Here is a 17,683-nt window from a genome sequence, read left to right on the forward strand (position 1 = left end):
TCGGCGCCCGCTGTGCTGACTGCCCGCCCGCCGCGGCCCGATGCCGCGCGGGTCAGGAGCAGTTGAACTCGCACCATACGCACTTTCCGCTGCCGCGCGGTTCCACACCCCACACATCGGCCAGGCGGTCGACGAGGAGCAGACCGCGGCCGGAGACACCGGCCTCGCCCGGTTCGCGGCGGCGCGGCAGGCTGCTGGAGTGGTCCTCGACCTCCAGCCGCAGCAGCCGCCCGACGCTGTGCGGCATACGGATGTTGACGACGGCCTCGCCGTCGGTGTGCAGCAGCGCGTTGGTGATCAGCTCATCGGCGACCAGCTCGATCTCCTCGGCCCGCTCGGCCGCGCCCCAGGCGCGCACCGCGGCCCGGATCATGTGCCGTGCGGCCGACAGCCCGTCGGGGTCGGCGGGTGCGATGTGCTGACGGAACCGTCCGACGGTGTCGTGCTCCGGGACGCCGAGGCGGCGCAGCAGCAGCAGCGCCATGTCGTCCTCGCCGGTCCGCACGCCCGCCGACTCGCAGAGCCGGTCGGCGAGTTGCTGGACGTCCTGGGGGCCGTCGCGGACCTCGCGGGCCAACTGCCGCATCCCGACGTCGAGGTCGGTGCCGGGCCGTTCGACGATGCCGTCGGTGCACAGCAGCAGGGTGTCGCCCGGGGCGAGCTGGACGGTGGTGACGGGGTAGTCGAGCCGGCGGAATTCGGAGGCGATGCCGAGCGGCAGCCCGCCGGCCACCGGCAGTCTGCGGCACATGCCTTCGGCGTGCCGCAGCAGCGGGTCGATATGGCCGGCCCGGACGATCCGGGCCGCGCCGGTGCTCAGGTCCGCATCGACATAGGTGCAGGTCGCGAAGCGGTCGGTGTCGAGTTCGTGGAGGAAGGCGGAGGCGCGGGCCACGACGGTGGCCGGGGCGTGCCCCTCGGAGGCGTAGGCGCGCAGCACGATCCGCAGCTGGCCCATCAGCGCCGCGGCCTGGGTGTCATGGCCCTGGACGTCGCCGATGACGGCCGCGACCCGGCCGTCGGGCAGCGGGATGACGTCGTACCAGTCGCCGCCGATGTCCCGGCCCATACGGGCGGAGCGGTAGCGGACGGCGATCTGCGCGTGGGCGACGCCGGGGATCCGGCGGGGCAGCATCGCCTGCTGGAGGCCCGCGGCGAGATCGTGCTCCTGGTCGTAGAGCATGGCGCGGGCCAGGCTCTGCGCGATGCTGCTGCCCAGCGCCAGCAGGACGCTGCGCTCCTGGTCGCGGAAGTCGCTCTCGCGCTCGAAGAACAGGCCGATCACACCGATCGGGCGGCCCTGGGCGATCAGCGGCAGATAGGCGGCCGAGTTGACGTTCAGCGGCTCGATGGCCGGCCACAGCCGCGGCCAGCCGTGCCGGAACTCCGCGCGGCTGGACACATACCGCGGGGTGAGGGTGCGGACCACCTCGCTCATCGGGAATTCGTCCCCCACCCGCGTGTATTCCAGGTCCGGTACGAAGCTGCCCGCCTTGCCCTCGGAGATCAGCCGGATACGGCCCGCCTCGACGAGACCGAGGATCACGTTCTCCGCGCCCAGCCGGCTCAGCCCCTGCTCGTCGGCGAGCACGGCGATCACGTCACCGACCGTTCGGGCATGCGCCAGGGCGGCGGTGGTGCGCTCGACGACGCTGGTGTGCCGGCGGCGTTCCTCGTCGCCGGCGACCCGCTCCGCCGCGTGGGCGTACTCGTGGCTGGCATCGCGGACCACGCCGATGATGCGGCGGGGCCGGCCGCCGCGGTCCCGGCGGATGCTGCCCTGGCTGTGGGTCCAGCGCAGTTCGCCGTCGCGCAGCCGTACCCGGAAGTAGGCGCCGTAGGAGTCGCTGCCGTCCTTGAGAGCACGGGCGACCAGGGCGTCCAGCCGGGCCGCCTCATGGGCCGGGAGGCGGCACCGGAGGCTCTCCGGACGGTCGTCGTAGTCCGCCGGGAGCATGTCGAACACCTCGAGGGCGGGCGCATCCATGTGCATCAGCCCGCTGTCGAGGTCCCAGTCGAAGCCGCCCATGCCGTTGAGGGCCAGGGTCAGGTCCGGGTGGGCGGGCCAGTCGTCCGGCACCGACACGGTGGGCCGCTTCGCTCCCCGGTCAGCCATGACGTCACTTTGCCACATTCACCCGGATTGCGGCGTATCCAGCGTATCGGCTCGAAGCCTTCCGACGCACCCTCCCGCCATACTGACTCTCGCATCAGTCACCTCCGCATCACACGCCCGGCATCCGCCGGAACAAGCTGATGAAGCCCCTAGCTCCCCCCTCGCGCCATTGCGATGATCTCAACACGCTGTTACGGTCCCGGACCATGGACGACTCCCCCGGAGACCGGGTCACCGACGACAGCGGCGATGTCACGGACCGTGTCCGCCAGGTGATCGGCCGGCTCGGTTGCAGCCATCGCGAATTCGCCCGCCGGATCGTGATGGACCCCTCGAAGCTGTCCAGGTCACTGGGCGGCACCCGGCGGTTCACCCTCGCCGAGATCGTGCGGATCGCCGATATCGGCGCGGTCGACACCGGCTGGCTGCTCGGCGCCCCGGCCCGGCCCGCGCCGGCGCCCGACCGCGAGCCGGCGGCCGTCCCCGAGGGCGGCCGGCCGCTGCAGATCGTGCGGGAGACCGTCCGGCTGATCGCCGAACACGGCTTCCACGGCGTACGGGTCGCCGATATCGCGGCTGCCTGCGGCACCAGCACCGCCGCCGTCCACTACCACTTCCCCGGCCGCGACGAGCTGCTGGAGGCCGCGGTGCGCTGGTGCATGGACGAGGACACCGAACGCCGCACCGCCGGTCTGGCCGAGGCCCCCGACGCCCACGCCGAGCTGCTGCATCTGATCGCGCTGCAGACCCCGCGCACCGAGCAGCAGCGCCGCCAGTGGCTGGTCTGGCTCGACCTGTGGGCCCAGGCCGCCCGTTCCACCGCCGTCGGCCGGCTCCACGAGCACTACTACCGGCAGTGGCGCACCACCGTCGCCGATGTCGTCCGGCGCGGCATCGCCCAGGGCGTCTTCTGTGCCGTCGATCCGGAGTTCACCGCACTGCGGCTGACCGCTCTCATCGACGGCCTGGCCACGCAGGTGCTGGCCACCGCGCCGGACAGCACCGGCCCCGACACCATGCACACCGCCCTGCTGGCCTTCGTGGCGAGCGAACTCACCCCCGCCGGGTGAGGCCCCCTTTTTTACCGTCCCGCCGTCCCGCCGTCCCGCGCCCCGAGGCACCCCACCCCACCGAAGGGATCCCCGTGAACAACGAGGTCATCATCACCTGTGCGCTCACCGGCGCCGGTGACACCGTCCGCCGCTCCCCGTACGTCCCGGTGACGCCCGAGCAGATCGCCGCGTCGGCCGTCGAGGCGGCGTCCGCGGGCGCCGCCGTCGTGCACATCCATGTACGCGACCCCGAGACCGGCGACCCGTCCCGCGATCCGCGGCTGTACGCGGAGGTGGTCGAGCGGATCAGGGAGACCGGCACCGATGTCGTCATCAACCTCACCGCCGGCATGGGCGGTGACCTGGTGATCGACCCCGATCGGCCGCTCCGGCAGCTGCCCGGCACAGACCTGGTGAGCGGCCTGGAACGGCTGCCGCACGTCGAGGAACTGCTGCCCGACATCTGCACCCTGGACTGCGGCTCCCTCAACTTCGGGGACGGATCCACCCTCTACGTCTCCACTCCCGACATGCTGCGGGCGGGCGCCCGGCGCATCCAGGAGCTCGGCGTACGGCCGGAGTTGGAGATCTTCGACACCGGTCAGCTGTGGTTCGCCACGCAACTGCTGGCCGAGGGGCTGCTGGACGACCCGACGGTCTTCCAGCTGTGCATGGGCATTCCGTGGGGCGCCCCGGCCGACCCCGGGGTGCTCCAGTCCATGGTGCACATGCTGCCCGAGGGCGCCCAGTGGGCGAGTTTCGCGCTCGGCCGGATGCAGCTGCCGTGGGCCGCCCAGTCCATCCTCCTCGGCGGCAACGTCCGCGTCGGCCTGGAGGACAACCTCTACCTGAGCAAGGGCGTCAAGGCCACCAACGGGCAGCTCGTCGAGCGTGCGGTACAGCTCACCGAGCTGCTCGGCGCCACGGTCGCCACCCCCGACCAGGCACGCGCCCGCCTGGGCCTGAAGCCGCGCAGCTGACCCCGTGCGCCCCTCTCTCCCCTCCCCCGCCTCTCCGCCTGGAGCCGCCCGCCATGTCTGAGACCACCCCCGCCCCTTGCGCCCCCGAGGACGTACGCCGTGTCGCCTGTATCGGCGCCGGAGTGATCGGCGGCGGCTGGGCCGCCCACTTCCTCGCCCGCGGCTACGACGTCACCGCCTGGGACCCGGCCCCCGACGCCGAGGAGAAGCTCCGCCGTCTGGTGGCCGCCGCCTGGCCCGCGCTGGAGCAGATGGGAACGGCCGAGGGGGCGGCACCGGAGCGGCTGACCGTCGCCGGCACGCTCGCCGAGGCGGTCGCCAACGCGGACTTCGTCCAGGAGAGCGCCCCCGAGAAGCTGGAGTTGAAGCGGTCGCTGCTGGCCGAGCTGACCGCCGCGACCCGGCCGGGCGTGGTCATCGCCTCCTCGACCTCCGGCTATCCGATGACCGATATGCAGACCGCGGCCGACGACGCCGGCCGCCTGGTCGTCGGCCACCCCTTCAATCCGCCGTACCTCATCCCGCTGGTCGAGGTCGTCGGCGGCGAACGGACCGACCGCGCGGCCGTCGACTGGGCGTCCCGCTTCTACGAGGTGGCGGGCAAGTCCGTCCTCACCATGGACCGCGAACTGCCGGGCTTCATCGCCAACCGCCTCCAGGAGGCGCTGTGGCGCGAAGCGCTGCACATGGTCGCCAACGGCGAGGCCTCGGTCGAGGACATCGACGCCTCGATCACCGAAGGCCCGGGGCTGCGCTGGGCGTTCATGGGCCCCTGCCTGACCTTCGCGCTGGCCGGCGGCGAGGGCGGCATGGCGCACATGCTCGATCACTTCGGCCCGTCCCTGAAGTCACCGTGGACCCGGCTGGAGGCGCCCGAGCTGGACCGCGCGCTGCGCGACGCCATGGTCGAGGGCTGCACACAGGCGGCGGGCGACCGCAGCTATGCGGACCTCGTCGCCGCACGCGACCAGGGCGTCATCGACGTCCTCCGCGCCACCGGCCGACTGGGAGGCACCGCCCGATGAGCACCCACCCGCCGGAACACCTCCCCCCGGAACGCCTCCCGCTCTTCCGCCACAAGGTCCAGGACGACTGGATCGACTACAACGGCCACCTCAGCGAGGCCTATTACGTCCTGGTCTTCGGCTTCGCGACCGATGCGCTGATGGCGGCGGCCGGCCTCGGCCCCTCCTACCGCGAGCGCTCCGGCTGCTCCCTCTACACGGTCGAGACACATGTCCGCTATCTCCACGAGGTGGCCCGCGACACCGAACTCACCGTCCGCACCACCGTGCTGGGGGTGGACGGCAAGAAGCTCCGCTTCCTCCACGAGATGTTCGCCGGTGAGCCGACGGGAGAACCGGTGGCCACCGGGGAGCAGTTCACCCTGCATGTCGACCGGGCCGCGGGCCGCTCGGTGCCCCTGCCGGAAGCCACCCGCACCTTCCTCACCGGCCTGGTCGCTCCCGCGCCGCCGTGGGCGGGGCACGGTATCCGAGAGGTGTGAGGTGCGGTGGGGGTCGCCGGAGCCGCGGGGGACGCCTGCTCCGGCCGCCCCCTCACCCGTATCCCGCCGCCGGATGCCGGGCGGGAGCGCCACCGCCCCTGCCCGGTGCCATCCTGGGAGGCGGGCCACACCCACCGATCCGGCAAGGAGACCCGACCATGAGCACAACGCAAGGCCACCACATCGACGTCACGCAGGGCACCGAGCACGTCCGCGTCGAGATCGACGGCCGGCTGATCGCCGAGAGCAGCCGCCCGCTCCTGCTCGCGGAGACCGGCTACCCGGTGCGGTACTACTTCCCGCCCGAGGACGTACGGACCGAGCTGCTGGTGCCCTCCGACACGCACACCGTGTGCCCCTTCAAGGGCACGGCCTCCTACTGGTCGCTGCCCGGCGGCCCGGAGGACCTCGTCTGGGCCTACCCCGAGCCGCATGACCAGGTCGCCCCGATCAAGGATCATTTCTGCTTCTACGAGGTCGAGCGGGACTGACACCGGCGGGCCCCACCCCGCACAATCGAAGGGTGAACCCCGCGGACAAGACACCCGACGCACCGAACCCGCCCCCGTCCCGGACCTCCGGCCCCCCATGGGCGGGTGAGCAGGGCGGCGATCCGGCCTGCTGGCTGGACCAGGTGTGTGCGGCCTGCGGCCGGATCCGCGAACGGCCCGGCAGCGAGGTCTGCGCGTACTGCGGCGCGGGGGCGGCGGACGACACGGAGCGTGCGGGCGGCACGGACGGCGACACGGACCGCGACGGCGGAGCCGGGACCGGCTCCCGCCTCGACCCCGAGCGGCGGGCCGCACCGGTCCGCCGGGACCGCGACGAGGAGGGGCGGGCCCGCAGCGCCCGCCCCCGCGACGGACTCGGCCGGCCGCTCCCGTACGGCTCCCCAGGGGTGGCGCGCCAGCCCGAAGGGGTGTCACGGACACCCGCGCAGTCGCTGGCCGAAGCCCAGCGGCTGCTCGACGACGGGATGCCGTTCCACGCCCACGAGGTGCTGGAGGACGCCTGGAAAGCGGCGCCCGAAGCGGAGCGCGAGCTGTGGCGGGGACTCGCCCAGCTCGCCGTGGGGCTCACCCATGCGGCACGCGGCAATGCCGTGGGCGGCAGGGCGCTGCTCGACCGGGGGATATCGGCCCTCGCGCCGTATGCGGAGGCGGCCCCCTACGGGATCGACATCGCGGGGCTCCTCGCCTGGTCCCGGGAGCTGACCGGACGGCTGGCCGGCTCCGGGGCCGTACCGGCCGCGGAGACCGCCCCCCGGCTCCGGGCCACCGGCGGGACGACCGAAAACCTCCCCACCGCCGACGGGTGAGGAAGGGGCTCCGCGGGGACATGCGGAGCCCCTTCCCCCCGTCGTACGGCGGGACCTCCGGTGCTCACCGGCCGTACGTCCCGGGCCACCGGCGTTGCGGGCCTACGCCGCGCCGCGCCGCTCTCCACCGCGGCCGCGTCCCTGTCGCCCTCGGGTCAGCAGGGCGCCCAGCCCGATCGCCGCGACGCCGGCGCCGCCCGCCCCCAGGACCAGGGCCGAGCGCCAAGGGGAACCACCGCGGATCTCGGCTCCGGTGATACCTGCTGCCACCGGACCCGGCCGGGCGCCACCGTCGTAGGAGGCGTTCACGGCGTGCAGGGTGCCCACCGGCTGGGCCTTGCCCTCGGCGCCGAAGCCCCAGTCGAGCAGCGAACCGGCCTCCTTGTAGACGCCGTTGGCCTGCGTCGACCGGGGGTTCATCACGGTGACCAGCAGGGTGCGGCCGTTGCGGCGGGCGGCAGCGATCAGGGTGTTGCCGGCCTGGGAGGTGTAGCCGTTCTTCACGCCGATGATGCCCGGGTATCGGGACAGCCCGTGCGAGCCCACCAGCATGCGGTTGGTGTTCTCGATCCGGGTGGCACCGCCGGCGCCGGGGAACAGGGCGCTGGGGGTGGAGCAGTAGCGGGCGAAGTCGGCGTTGGCGAGCCCGGCGCGGGCGAAGACCGTCAGGTCGTACGCCGAGGACACCTGGCCGGGCGCGTCATACCCGTCGGGGGACTTGACGGTGGTGTCGCGCGCGCCGAGCCTGCGGGCGGTCTGCTGCATCTCGCGCGCGGTGGTCCGCCAGCCGCCGTTCATCGACGCCAGCACATGCACCGCGTCGTTGCCGGAGCGCAGGAAGACCCCGCGCCACAGATCGGCGACGGTGTAGCTGCGGCCCTGCCGGACGCCGACGACGCTGCTGCCCGCCCCGACGCCCGCGAGGTCCGCGGAGCTGACCTGGCGCACGGTGCCGGACGGGAACTTCGGCAGGACGGTGACCGCGAACAGCGTCTTGAGGGTGCTGGCCGGCGCCAGCTTCCGGTGCGGGCTCTTGGCGGCCAGCACATTGCCGGTGTCCGCGTCGGCCACCAACCAGGACAGTGCGGACAGCCCGCCGGGCAGCCTCGGTATGCCGGGGGCGGTGACGGCCCGCACCCCGGCGTCGCCCGCACGGGACTGACGGGTCGTCGCCCCGTCCGCCACGGCCGGTATGCACGTCAGTGAGACCCCGGCGGCAATGATCAGTACCGTCGACGCCGCCTTCTTGGACATCCGCGCGTGAAGTGCCATGGCGTCACGCTATGGAGCGGAGCGGCAACCCGCAGCACAGTTGAGCCAGACGGACCACGGTGGCGCCGCCCGCCCGGCGTGTCGCAGCTGCAAACGGCGCAAACGCCCAAAGGAAAGGCCCGCCCGGTGCGACGGGGGATGCACACCGGGCGGGCTCAGACACCTTTTTACCTCATGAGCGAACGGTCATGCCTCAAAAACTTGTTCGCTTATTGACTACCAAGCGATGGGCAGCGAAATCAGGCCACGCGAGCGGAGGGACCTGCGATGCCGCAATTCAGCACGCGGGACGTCCAGTCGCAGCCCCGGGAAGCGGTCGAGGAGCGCCTCGAGCGCGGTGACGGCCTCCATCCGGGCGAGCGGCGCGCCGAGGCAGTAATGGATGCCATGGCCCATCGCGAGGTGCCCGGAGAGGTCCCTGCCGCGGTCCAGCGCGTCCGGCGCGGGGAAGCGTGCGGCGTCGCGGTTCGCGGACGCGATCGACAGCAGCACACTGTCCCCGGCCGGGATCCGTACGCCGCCGATCTCCAGGTCCTGGAGGGGGAAGCGGCGGATCGCCAGAGGACCGGGGCTGTCGAAGCGCAGGAACTCCTCCACGGCGGTCGGCAGTTCGGCTGGATTGTGCTGCAACTGACGCAGTAGTTCCGGATGGTCGAGCAGGCCGAGCACGGCGTTGCCGATGAGGTGGACGGTGTTCTCGTATCCGGCGAAGAGAATGAGGAAGGCGAGCGAGGTCAGCTCGTCCTCGGTGAGCCGGTCGCTCCCGTCGTCCCCGGGCGCGTCATCGCGGACCGCGATCAGGTCCGAGAGCAGGTCGTCGCCCGGCTCGGCGCGCTTGGCCGCGATCAGCCCGGTGTAGAACTCCAGCATCGCCCCGATCGCGTGCTTCATCCCCTCCGGCCGGCTCGGGTCGGGGGTGATCAGCGCGTCCGACCAGGCCAGGAAGTCCCGGCGGTCGCGCTGCGGGATGCCGAGCAGATCGCAGATCACGGTGATCGGCAGGGGCCCCGCGTAGTCGGCGATCAGGTCCGCGCGGCCGCGCTCGGCCATCGCGTCCAGCAGCTCGTCGGCGACCCGCCGTACGGGCGCCCGCAGCGTCTCGACCCGGCCCGGGGTGAAGGCCTTGACCACCAGGCGGCGGACCCGGGTGTGGTCCGGCGGGTCCATGTTCAGCAGATTGGCGTCCAGCGCGGGTGGCAGCGCGAAACCCCGGTACCCGCCGGGCCCGGCATGGCGCTTGTCCAGGGAGAGCCGGGGGTCGGCCAGGGCGCTGCGGACGTCCTCGTAGCGGGTGACCAGCCAGGCGGGGCTTCCGTCGGCGCCGGTGATCCGGTGCACCGGGCCGGACTCGCGCAGTGCGGCGTAGGCGGCGTACGGATCGTCGAGGAGAGGCGTCACGTCGATGGGGGCGTCGGGGCCGGTCTCGGCGGTGTTCTGCATGGGCCCGACTCTAGGCCGTGGCCGCGAAGTCCCGCCCGGCACACGACGCCTGGCACGCACGCGCGCTGTCGTCCGCCACGAGCCGTCCGCCATGAGCCGTCCGCCGTCCGGCAATACCCGCGAGGACGGCACCGGTTCAGGAACCGGTGCCGCCTCGGTGGTACGGGCGGCCCGGACCCCCGTCCCGGGCCACCCCGTCTCAGGGGGTGTTTCTCAACTGCGCGCCACCGCGCTGCGCTGGCGCAGTTCGGTGAGCACGGTGTCGATCAGCGGCGAGTGGTAGACATCCGCCACCAGGGCCAAGTGTTCGTACTCCGCGGAGAGTTCGGCCGGTGCGCTGCCGCTGGAGACCACCACACTGTCCGCGCCGTGCTCGGGGACATGACCGACCGCACGGTTCTCCAGACCGCGGCGGAGCGCGGCGGCCTCGGCGACGGCCGCCAGCTGCCGGTCGTCCAGGGCGACCGCGCGGGCCCGCTCACGGGCGACATCGACGGCGTCGGACTCCACATGCCGCCGGATACCGCGCTGCACGTCCCGGATCTCGGCCATCTGCCGGTTGGCCCGCCACTCCAGATCGGCGAACGGCCATTGCACGGACCACGTCGAGGTCTCCATCGTCACCTCCGGGGTCTGCGCGGTGACGGTCCGCCAGAGCGGGGAGAGGCGGCGCAGCCGGCGCCAGGCGGCGACCCGCGGGCCTGCCGCCGGCAGGGCGAATCCGGCGAGGACCATGAGGGCCGCGACCGAGGCGCTCAGCGGGGCCACTCCGTTGGAGAGCCACAGCGCCGGGTGGCCCGCCCAGGACAGGACGAACCCGACGACCTTGCACGCGCAGTAGACGAGGCCCAGCCAGCAGCCCGCGGCCAGCACCCGCAGACCGCGCGCCAGATACGTGCCGCCGAGCCGGGCGGCGTAGCGCGGGCACAGCGTCCCCAGGGCCGCCGAGGCGAAGCCGAAAATGGCCAGATACAGCACCAGGAACAGCATCACGCCAGGAGAGTCGGTGTACGCGGTGCTGAAGTCACGGGGATGCTCGACGGCGTCCGGCCGGCCGGCGAGGAATCCGGCGATCGCCACCGCCCAGAGCACGGCCACGCCCCCGACGGCGACCCGCGCCCTGGCCCGCGCACGGGCCTTCCCGGCCGCCCCCTCCCCCGCCGTCCAGCGCAGCAGCAACACCATGGCGCCCGCGGCGAACACCACGACGGAGGAGTAGAGGAAGACCATGGCGAGGTTCGCCACACCGGTCAGCCGATCGAACGCGCGGTAGAGGCTGGGCGCGGAGAAGAGGAAGACCGTGGCCACCCCGCCGGTCATCACACAGGCCAGCCCCAGATCCGCATTGCTGCGGTCACGGAACCACGCGACGGATTTGTATCCGACGATCACCCAGGCGGCCAGCCCGAACGACAGATAGAGGGCATCAAACACGCGAGCCCCCGTCCCCGGCCGCGTCCGCACCGGCGCCCTCGGGTCCCGCGCCGCCGGCCGGAACCCCCTGCCGGCGCCGGATGTGCTGGAGTGCGGGCCCGAGCGCCGCCGCCAGCTCGGCCGCCTGTCCCTCCAGAGGGAGTTCACGCTCGGCAGCGGACGGCGCCACCCGCTCCATCAGCAGCGTGCCGAGCACCTCGGTCTCCCGCTCGGCGAGGTTGTCATAGCCGTGATGCCGGGCGAAGCCCATGGTCAGGCCCATCCGCCGCATGGCGGTGGCGACATCGACGGACGGTGTCCACAGCTTCAGCGCGTCCTCGGTGACCGAGGGATCCTGGGCGTGTCCCAGCAGGAGGTGGCTCAGTTCGTGCAGCACGATGTGCGCCTGGTGCCACGGCGAGGTCTTGAGCTCGTAGAAGACCCAGTAGCCGTCGTCGGTGACGGCCGTCATCCCGGAGACCACCCCGCCCAGGCTCATCGGCACCAGGTGGACGGGCCGCGCCACCCGCGCGGCGACGATGTCACACATCCCGCGCAGATCGATTGCGGCGGGCAGTGCCAGCTCCTTGATCAGCTGCTTGCACCGCCTGCGTATCTGCCCCACTCGCATGCTCGTCCCGTCCTCGTGTCCGGACCGCTGCCAGGTGGCGAAGATCTGGCCGCGCTCAGCGGTCCGTGTCGACTCACTCACCGCGCCGGTCACCGCCCTGCTCCGGCGGATCGGCCGGCAGATTCATCTGCTCCCGGAACTGGCCGATGATCGTCGTCAGGCTGTCCTGCACCTCCGGCGGCAGCCCGACGGAGCGCAGTGCGATGGCGCGCACCCGCTGATCGCGCATGGCGGCGAGGAAGCGCACCTCCTCCTCCACCCGCGCGGCCTGCGGCTGCGAGAGGTCCCCCAGCAGATAGCCCACCGGCACCGCGAAGAACTTGGCCAGCGCGCGCAGCAGTTCCGGACTCGGGTTCGTACGCCTGCTGTTGCGCAGCATCGACAGATACTGCTCGGTCACCTTGACCCCGCCGTACTCCTCCGCTCCCCCGCTGATCTCCTCGGCCACGAAGGCGTTGGTGTACGGGGCGCCGGGCGGGTGCATGTTCGCGAAGAGATGGTTGAGCCGCTCCGCGAGCGCACTGCCCGCCCCCTTGGATCGGCCGTCGCCCCCCACGCTCATGCCCACCGTCCCCCATCGATCGAGCCCAACGAACAGTTAAGGCACTGGAATTACCACCCTCATCTTGTCACGCCGGGAACACCGTGCACCAGTCCACTTACAGACAGTAAGGGCCGATCGACTTAACCGGCAGTTGAGTGACAGTGCAGTCATACAGAGCGTGAACAACGGCGACCCGGCGGACGGGCAGCCGGCACCGCATCTCAACCCACACCGCCGAGAGCGGAGTTCATCCGCACCTTCCGGAAGCGCACACCGGAGACCGGGGCAGCCACGGCCCTGCGCGCGAAGACACGGACGCCGACGGCCCGTCGTCGGCGGACGAATCGGGCAGATGGACCGCGGAGGCACACGCGGGCTCGACTCCCCTTCCCGCACCACGGCGGGCGGACATGCAAAAGAGGCCGTTCCCCTCAGGGAAACGACCTCCGACCTGCAGAAAAGCAAGTCGGGACGACAGGATTTGAACCTGCGACCCCTTGACCCCCAGTCAAGTGCGCTACCAAGCTGCGCCACGTCCCGATGCCCGTTCCGGCCGGGTTGTCCCGGCTGACCGCGCACGAGAACAATACCGCATGTCAGAGGGTGGGTGCTGCCATTTCGAGGCGCGCGGCCCCACCTGGCCGGTCGGCGAGATGAGTACCCGTACTCATGCGCCGCTGTCACCGCGCCCCCACGCTACGCACATGACAACTCCATCGATTCAGCGGCCGACGACCACGGCCTTCTTCGTGCAGTCGGCGATCTCCTTCGGGCTCTCGCTGGTGGCGCTGATGATCGGGATCACCCGGCTGCCCGTGGGGCCCTGGGAGCGCGGGTTTCTCGCCCTCGGGCTGGTCTTCGTGGTGTCCTCGGCGTTCACGCTGGCCAAGTGCGTACGCGACCGCCAGGAGGTCGCGGAGGTGACGAACCGGGTGGACAAGGCCCGGATCGACAAGATCCTCATCGAGCAGGACGTCTTCCACCCGGGGAAGGTCTGACCCGCAGGGGACGGGCGGCGACGAGCGGGACGCCGGTGCCGGCGGCCGGGCGCCGCCGCTCCGGCCCCGCCGCCCGGCCCCTGCGGGTCAGATGCGCTTGTCGAGCCAGGCCAGCAGATCGTCCTGGACCTCGTCGCGATGGGTCTCGTTGAGGATCTCGTGGCGGGCCTCCGGGTAAGCCTGCCAGGTCAGATCGCGGGTGCCCAGGTAGCGGAAGTCCTCCAGGAGTTCATGGACCAGGGTCATCCCCTGGTGGCAGGGGTCCAGCGCGCCGACGGCGACATGGACGGGCAGTCCGCGCGGGATGCGGGCGAGGTTGTCCGGGTCGTTGATCTTGCGGATGGCGCGTACCCAGTCGAGGGCCAGCCCGGCGCAGAACGGGAAGCCGCAGTCCTCGTCGGCGACGTAGGCGTCCACCTCGGCGGTGTCGCGGGAGAGCCATTCGTAGCCGGTGCGGTGGGTGAAGGCGTCGTTGAAGGAGCGGAAGGTGCGCGGGATGAAGGCCGACAGCGCGCCGCGGCCGTGCTCGGCGGCCTCCGCCTCCAGTTCGGCCACGGCCCCCTCGATGTCCAGGCCGGGCAGGGTCCGGAAGGTGCCGGTGAGGATCAGTCCGGCGAGGTCGGCGCCGTACTCCTGGGCGTAGTCACGGGCCAGCAGCGAGCCCATGCTGTGGCCGAGCAGCACCAGGGGGACGCCGGGGTGGGCGGCGGCCGCGTGGTTGCCGATGCCCTTGAGGTCGCTGACGATCGCCCGCCAGGCGTCCTCGCCGACCACCCCGCGGCCACCGGTGGAGGGGGCGGTGGCGCCGTGCCCCCGGTGGTCGGAGGCGATCACGCCATAGCCGTGGCCGGCCAGGAAGCGGGCGAAGCGGTCGTAGCGCCTGCCGTGTTCGGCGGCGCCGTGGGCGATCTGGACGAGGGCACGCGGGTGGCCGGACTCCGGGAGCCAGGTGTAGGTGGCGATCCGGGCGCCGTCCGGGGCCTGGTGGACAGCTGGCTGCATGGCCTGCATGGCGTCGTCTCCTGAACTGCCGGTGCGGTGGCTGACGGGTCTCGGCGCCCACTCTTCCGCGCCGGGCGGGGGTACGCCATGGGACGCGCGCGGCGGAGATGGCCCGGCCGCGGCGGCGCGTGACACGATCAGCCGGCTGTTTCCCGGCGCCTGTGCCGCAACCCCCCTTCGCAGGAGGATCGTTGGACACCGCAGACCGTTCCGAGAACTCCCCCCGTCCCCCTTCTCCGCTGTCCCGCCGCAGATTTCTGCGGGGCACCGCCTCGGCCGCCGCGGTGGCGGGGCTGGCCGGGGTCGCCGCCCCCGGCGCGGCGGCGCACGAGGCCGGCCCGTCCGGTGCCGCCCTGTCCTTCACGGCCGCCACCAATGGCGCGGCCTCCCTCGCCCCCGCCGGCGACCGGCTGATCGCCGAGATCCAGAACGTCCTGTGGTCGCTGCCGCGGGCCGGCGGCGAGGCGGTGGCGCTGACCCCGCCCGATCTGGAACCCACCCGTCCGGTGCACTCCCCCGACGGCCGCACGCTCGCCGTCTGCGCCTACCGCGGCGGCGGCTTCCATCTGTGGACGCTCGGCACCGACGGCACGGGCCTGCGGCAGCTGACCGACGGCCCGTGGGACGACCGCGGTCCCGCCTGGTCGCCCGACGGGACCCGGATCGCCTTCGCCTCGGAACGGGGCGGCGACGCGGTGGCGGGCAGCCCCTACCGGCTGTGGGTGGTGGAGGTCCGCACCGGACTGCTGACCCGGATCACCGGGCTGCCCGGCCAGGACGGGCCCCATCAGGACGGCGCCTGGGAGGACTTCGATCCGTGCTGGTCCCCGGACGGCTCGCGGCTGTGGTTCGTGCGCGGGCAGGTGGCGGGTGCGGCGCTGGTGTCCCGTACGGTCGCCTCCGTACCGGCCGACGGACGCGGCCCGGCGCACACCGAGTACACCGAGACGGCGGCCGCCCAGGTCCTGGCACCGGCCCTGTCCCCGGCGGGGCGGCTGGCCCATCTGCGGACCACGGACTATCCGGGGCCGACCTGCACGCTGGTGGTGGACGGCGCACCGGTCGCCCTCGACGGCGATGTGGAGCCGGTACCGCCGCGCTGGGTCTCGCGCGACGCGCTGCTGCTGACGGTCGGCGGGCAGTTCCGCATCGTCCGGGCCGACGCGCCCCGGCACACCGAGCACATCCCGTTCACCGCGCGCCTGCCGCTGGACCGCCCGGGCCACCGCGTCAAGGACTACGGCTTCGAGCGGGCGACGGCGGGCCCGGTGCGCGGGGTCCATCTGCCGGCGCTCTCCCCCGACGGCCGCCAGGTGGCCTTCGGTGCGCTCAACTCCCTGTGGATCGCGCCCACTTCGGGCTCCGGTGCGGCGCGCAGGGTGGTCCGGGCCGATGCCACCCGCTATGTCTCGGCGCCGAGCTGGACCCGTGACGGGCGTGCGCTGCTCTACACGGACGACCGGGACGGGCTGTTCGCGGTGCGCCGGCGGGACCTGGCCACCGGCACGGAGACGGTGCTGGCCACCGGCGGCCGGGTGCTGCCCGCGCTGTCGCCGGACGGCGGGCGGCTGGCCGCGCTGGACATGTCGGGGAACCTCGTCGTACGGACGCCGGCCGACGGCACGGAGAAGGTGCTGGCCGCGCCGCTGGGCGCCGGCGGGCTGCCCGGCCGCCCCAGCTGGTCCCCCGACGGGCGCCATCTGGCGTACTGCGACCGCAACCGCCTCAACCGCCGTTTCCGCGAGGGTTACCACATCATCCGGGTCGTCGACACCGAGACCGGGAAGGACCGGCGGTATGCGGTCGCCGAGCATGTCTCGATCGCCGACCGCCATGACTCGGGGCCCGTGTGGTCGCCCGACGGACGCTGGATGGCGGTGATCGCCGAGTCCGCGCTGTGGGTGCTGCCGGTGCGGCCGGACGGGACGCCGGACGGTGCCCCGCGACGGCTGACCGACGAGAGCGCCGACCACCCGTCGTGGTCCGGCGACTCCGGCACGCTGCTGTATCTGTCGGCCGGGAAACTGCGGTTGACCGGGGTGGCCGGCGGTGCGGCACGGACCGTCCCGCTGTCCCTCGCCCGGCAGCCCTCGCGGGCCCGGGACACGGTCGTCCACGCGGGCCGGTTCTGGGACGGCACCGGGGAGGAGGTGCGCTCCGATGTCGATGTGGTGGTGCGGGACGGTCGGATCACCGCCGTGGAACCGCACCGTCCCCACCGGGCCGCGGCCGCCCGCCGGGTGGACGCCTCCGGGCAGACCGTGCTGCCCGGACTGTGGGACGCGCACACCCACCCCTGGCAGGTGACGTACGGCGGGCGGCAGACCGCGCTGCAGCTCGCGTACGGCATCACCACCGCGGTCTCCTGCGGCGGCTTCTCCTATGAACAGGCCCGCATCCGGGAGGCCGTCGCGGACGGCGTGCTCGCCGGGCCGCGGCTGCTGACCTGCGGCGAGCTGCTGGACGGCGGGCGGGTCGCGTACAGCATGGGCCGGGCGCACCGCACCCGCGAGGGGCTGCGCCGCTCGCTGGAGCGCGGTGCGGCACTGGACTGGGATTTCGTCAAGACCTACGTGCGGGCGCCGGGCTGGGTCATGGAGGAGGCCGCACGCTTCGCCCATCAGCGGCTCCAGGTCCGCTGCGGGAGCCATCTGCTCACCCCGGGCGTGCAGCTCGGCCAGGACCTGACGACCCATCTGCAGGCCACCCAGCGACTGGAGTTCGGGCATGCGGTGACCGGCTCCGGGCACGCCTACCAGGACGTCGAGGAGATCTACACCGGCACCGACTTCCACCTGCTGGCCACGCCGTTCTCGGCGGCCGCCCTGCTGGGTGACGATCCCGCGCTGGCCGACGATCCACGGGTGGGAAGGTTGATGCCGCCCTGGGACACCGCGGTCGTACGGGAGAGCGCCGGGCACCGCCCCACCCCGGCCCAGCTGGCCGACATCGCCACCGAAGTCGCCTTCTACCGGCGGGTGCTGGACGGCGGCGGTCTGGTCGCCCTGGGGACCGACCAGCCGCTGGTGCCGGTGGGACTGGGCCTGCATCTGTGCCTGCGGGCGCTGCACCGCGGCGGTCTCGGGGTGGCCCGGACACTGCGCACCGCCACCGCTCTGCCCGCCCGGGTGTTCGGCGCGGAGCGCGATCTGGGGACGCTGGAGGCCGGCAAGCTCGGCGACATGACGGTGGTGGACGGCGATCCGTTCGAGGACTTCGACTCGCTGGTGCGGACCTCGGCGGTGCTGCGCGGCGGGCGGCTCTTCGAGCAGCGGGAGCTGACCGGCTCCTTCCCGGCGCCCGCCCACCCCTCGTTGCGGGCGGGCGGTGGCACCGACTGGCTGGAGGTGGGCCGGCAGCAGCGCCGTGAGTCCTGCTGCGACGCCTCGCACTGAGCCGCCGCACCGCTC

The 17,683-nt window shown here is 72.9% G+C and carries 14 protein-coding genes, 1 tRNA gene and 1 pseudogene; 8 read left to right on the plus strand and 8 right to left on the minus strand.

The window, feature by feature from the left end; all coding sequences use genetic code 11:
* Positions 1-52: 52 nt before the first annotated feature.
* Entirely contained in the window at positions 53-2,116 is a 2,064-nt protein-coding gene (locus OIU81_RS05115) for a SpoIIE family protein phosphatase (RefSeq protein WP_329144272.1), read from the minus strand.
* A gap of 206 nt (positions 2,117-2,322) precedes the next feature.
* Between OIU81_RS05115 and OIU81_RS05120 the strand changes: the two genes are divergently transcribed.
* The 6 genes and pseudogenes from OIU81_RS05120 to OIU81_RS05145 all read left to right on the plus strand — a co-directional run.
* Positions 2,323-3,186, plus strand: a complete 864-nt coding sequence (locus OIU81_RS05120) for a TetR/AcrR family transcriptional regulator (protein ID WP_329144274.1) — start codon at positions 2,323-2,325, stop codon at positions 3,184-3,186.
* A 74-nt stretch (positions 3,187-3,260) separates the two neighbouring features.
* Complete coding sequence (locus tag OIU81_RS05125; protein ID WP_443073930.1) at positions 3,261-4,148, plus strand: 3-keto-5-aminohexanoate cleavage protein; 888 nt, start codon at positions 3,261-3,263, stop codon at positions 4,146-4,148.
* Between the two features lie 53 nt (positions 4,149-4,201).
* Positions 4,202-5,173, plus strand: a complete 972-nt coding sequence (locus OIU81_RS05130) for a 3-hydroxyacyl-CoA dehydrogenase NAD-binding domain-containing protein (protein ID WP_329144276.1) — start codon at positions 4,202-4,204, stop codon at positions 5,171-5,173.
* Positions 5,170-5,655 carry a thioesterase family protein gene (locus OIU81_RS05135; protein ID WP_329144279.1) on the plus strand — a complete coding sequence of 162 codons (486 nt, stop codon included), beginning with the start codon at positions 5,170-5,172 and terminating at the stop codon, positions 5,653-5,655. Before OIU81_RS05130 ends, OIU81_RS05135 begins: the two co-directional genes overlap by 4 nt.
* A gap of 158 nt (positions 5,656-5,813) precedes the next feature.
* Entirely contained in the window at positions 5,814-6,146 is a 333-nt protein-coding gene (locus OIU81_RS05140; protein WP_329144282.1) for a DUF427 domain-containing protein, read from the plus strand.
* A 320-nt stretch (positions 6,147-6,466) separates the two neighbouring features.
* Positions 6,467-6,973: pseudogene (locus tag OIU81_RS05145) on the plus strand (DUF309 domain-containing protein); the annotation flags it as partial.
* Positions 6,974-7,075: 102 nt separating this feature from the next.
* Here the strand turns inward: OIU81_RS05145 and OIU81_RS05150 are convergent.
* From OIU81_RS05150 to OIU81_RS05175, 6 genes are all read right to left on the minus strand, one after another.
* Positions 7,076-8,245 carry a D-alanyl-D-alanine carboxypeptidase family protein gene (locus tag OIU81_RS05150; protein WP_329144284.1) on the minus strand — a complete coding sequence of 390 codons (1,170 nt, stop codon included), beginning with the start codon at positions 8,243-8,245 and terminating at the stop codon, positions 7,076-7,078.
* 216 nt (positions 8,246-8,461) lie between these two features.
* Positions 8,462-9,685, minus strand: coding sequence for a cytochrome P450 family protein (locus tag OIU81_RS05155; RefSeq protein ID WP_329144286.1), 1,224 nt, complete (start codon positions 9,683-9,685; stop codon positions 8,462-8,464).
* 213 nt (positions 9,686-9,898) lie between these two features.
* Positions 9,899-11,119 carry an MAB_1171c family putative transporter gene (locus OIU81_RS05160; RefSeq protein WP_329144288.1) on the minus strand — a complete coding sequence of 407 codons (1,221 nt, stop codon included), beginning with the start codon at positions 11,117-11,119 and terminating at the stop codon, positions 9,899-9,901.
* Entirely contained in the window at positions 11,112-11,723 is a 612-nt protein-coding gene (locus OIU81_RS05165; RefSeq protein WP_329154899.1) for a hypothetical protein, read from the minus strand. Before OIU81_RS05165 ends, OIU81_RS05160 begins: the two co-directional genes overlap by 8 nt.
* Positions 11,724-11,802: 79 nt before the next feature.
* Complete coding sequence (locus OIU81_RS05170; RefSeq protein WP_329144290.1) at positions 11,803-12,291, minus strand: helix-turn-helix domain-containing protein; 489 nt, start codon at positions 12,289-12,291, stop codon at positions 11,803-11,805.
* A gap of 448 nt (positions 12,292-12,739) precedes the next feature.
* A tRNA-Pro gene (locus OIU81_RS05175) sits at positions 12,740-12,813 on the minus strand.
* 164 nt (positions 12,814-12,977) lie between these two features.
* On the opposite strand from OIU81_RS05175, the gene OIU81_RS05180 reads away from it, so the two are divergent.
* Positions 12,978-13,271, plus strand: a complete 294-nt coding sequence (locus tag OIU81_RS05180) for a YiaA/YiaB family inner membrane protein (RefSeq protein ID WP_189095771.1) — start codon at positions 12,978-12,980, stop codon at positions 13,269-13,271.
* 87 nt (positions 13,272-13,358) lie between these two features.
* Here the strand turns inward: OIU81_RS05180 and OIU81_RS05185 are convergent, their stop codons facing one another.
* Positions 13,359-14,282 carry an alpha/beta hydrolase gene (locus OIU81_RS05185; RefSeq protein ID WP_329144293.1) on the minus strand — a complete coding sequence of 308 codons (924 nt, stop codon included), beginning with the start codon at positions 14,280-14,282 and terminating at the stop codon, positions 13,359-13,361.
* Between the two features lie 182 nt (positions 14,283-14,464).
* Between OIU81_RS05185 and OIU81_RS05190 the strand changes: the two genes are divergently transcribed.
* On the plus strand, positions 14,465-17,668 hold the full coding sequence (locus OIU81_RS05190) for an amidohydrolase family protein (protein ID WP_329144295.1): 3,204 nt from the start codon (positions 14,465-14,467) through the stop codon (positions 17,666-17,668).
* Positions 17,669-17,683: the final 15 nt, after the last annotated feature.

Origin of the sequence: Streptomyces sp. NBC_01454 (genome assembly GCF_036227565.1) — a bacterium.
In the GTDB taxonomy this organism is placed as follows: domain Bacteria; phylum Actinomycetota; class Actinomycetes; order Streptomycetales; family Streptomycetaceae; genus Streptomyces.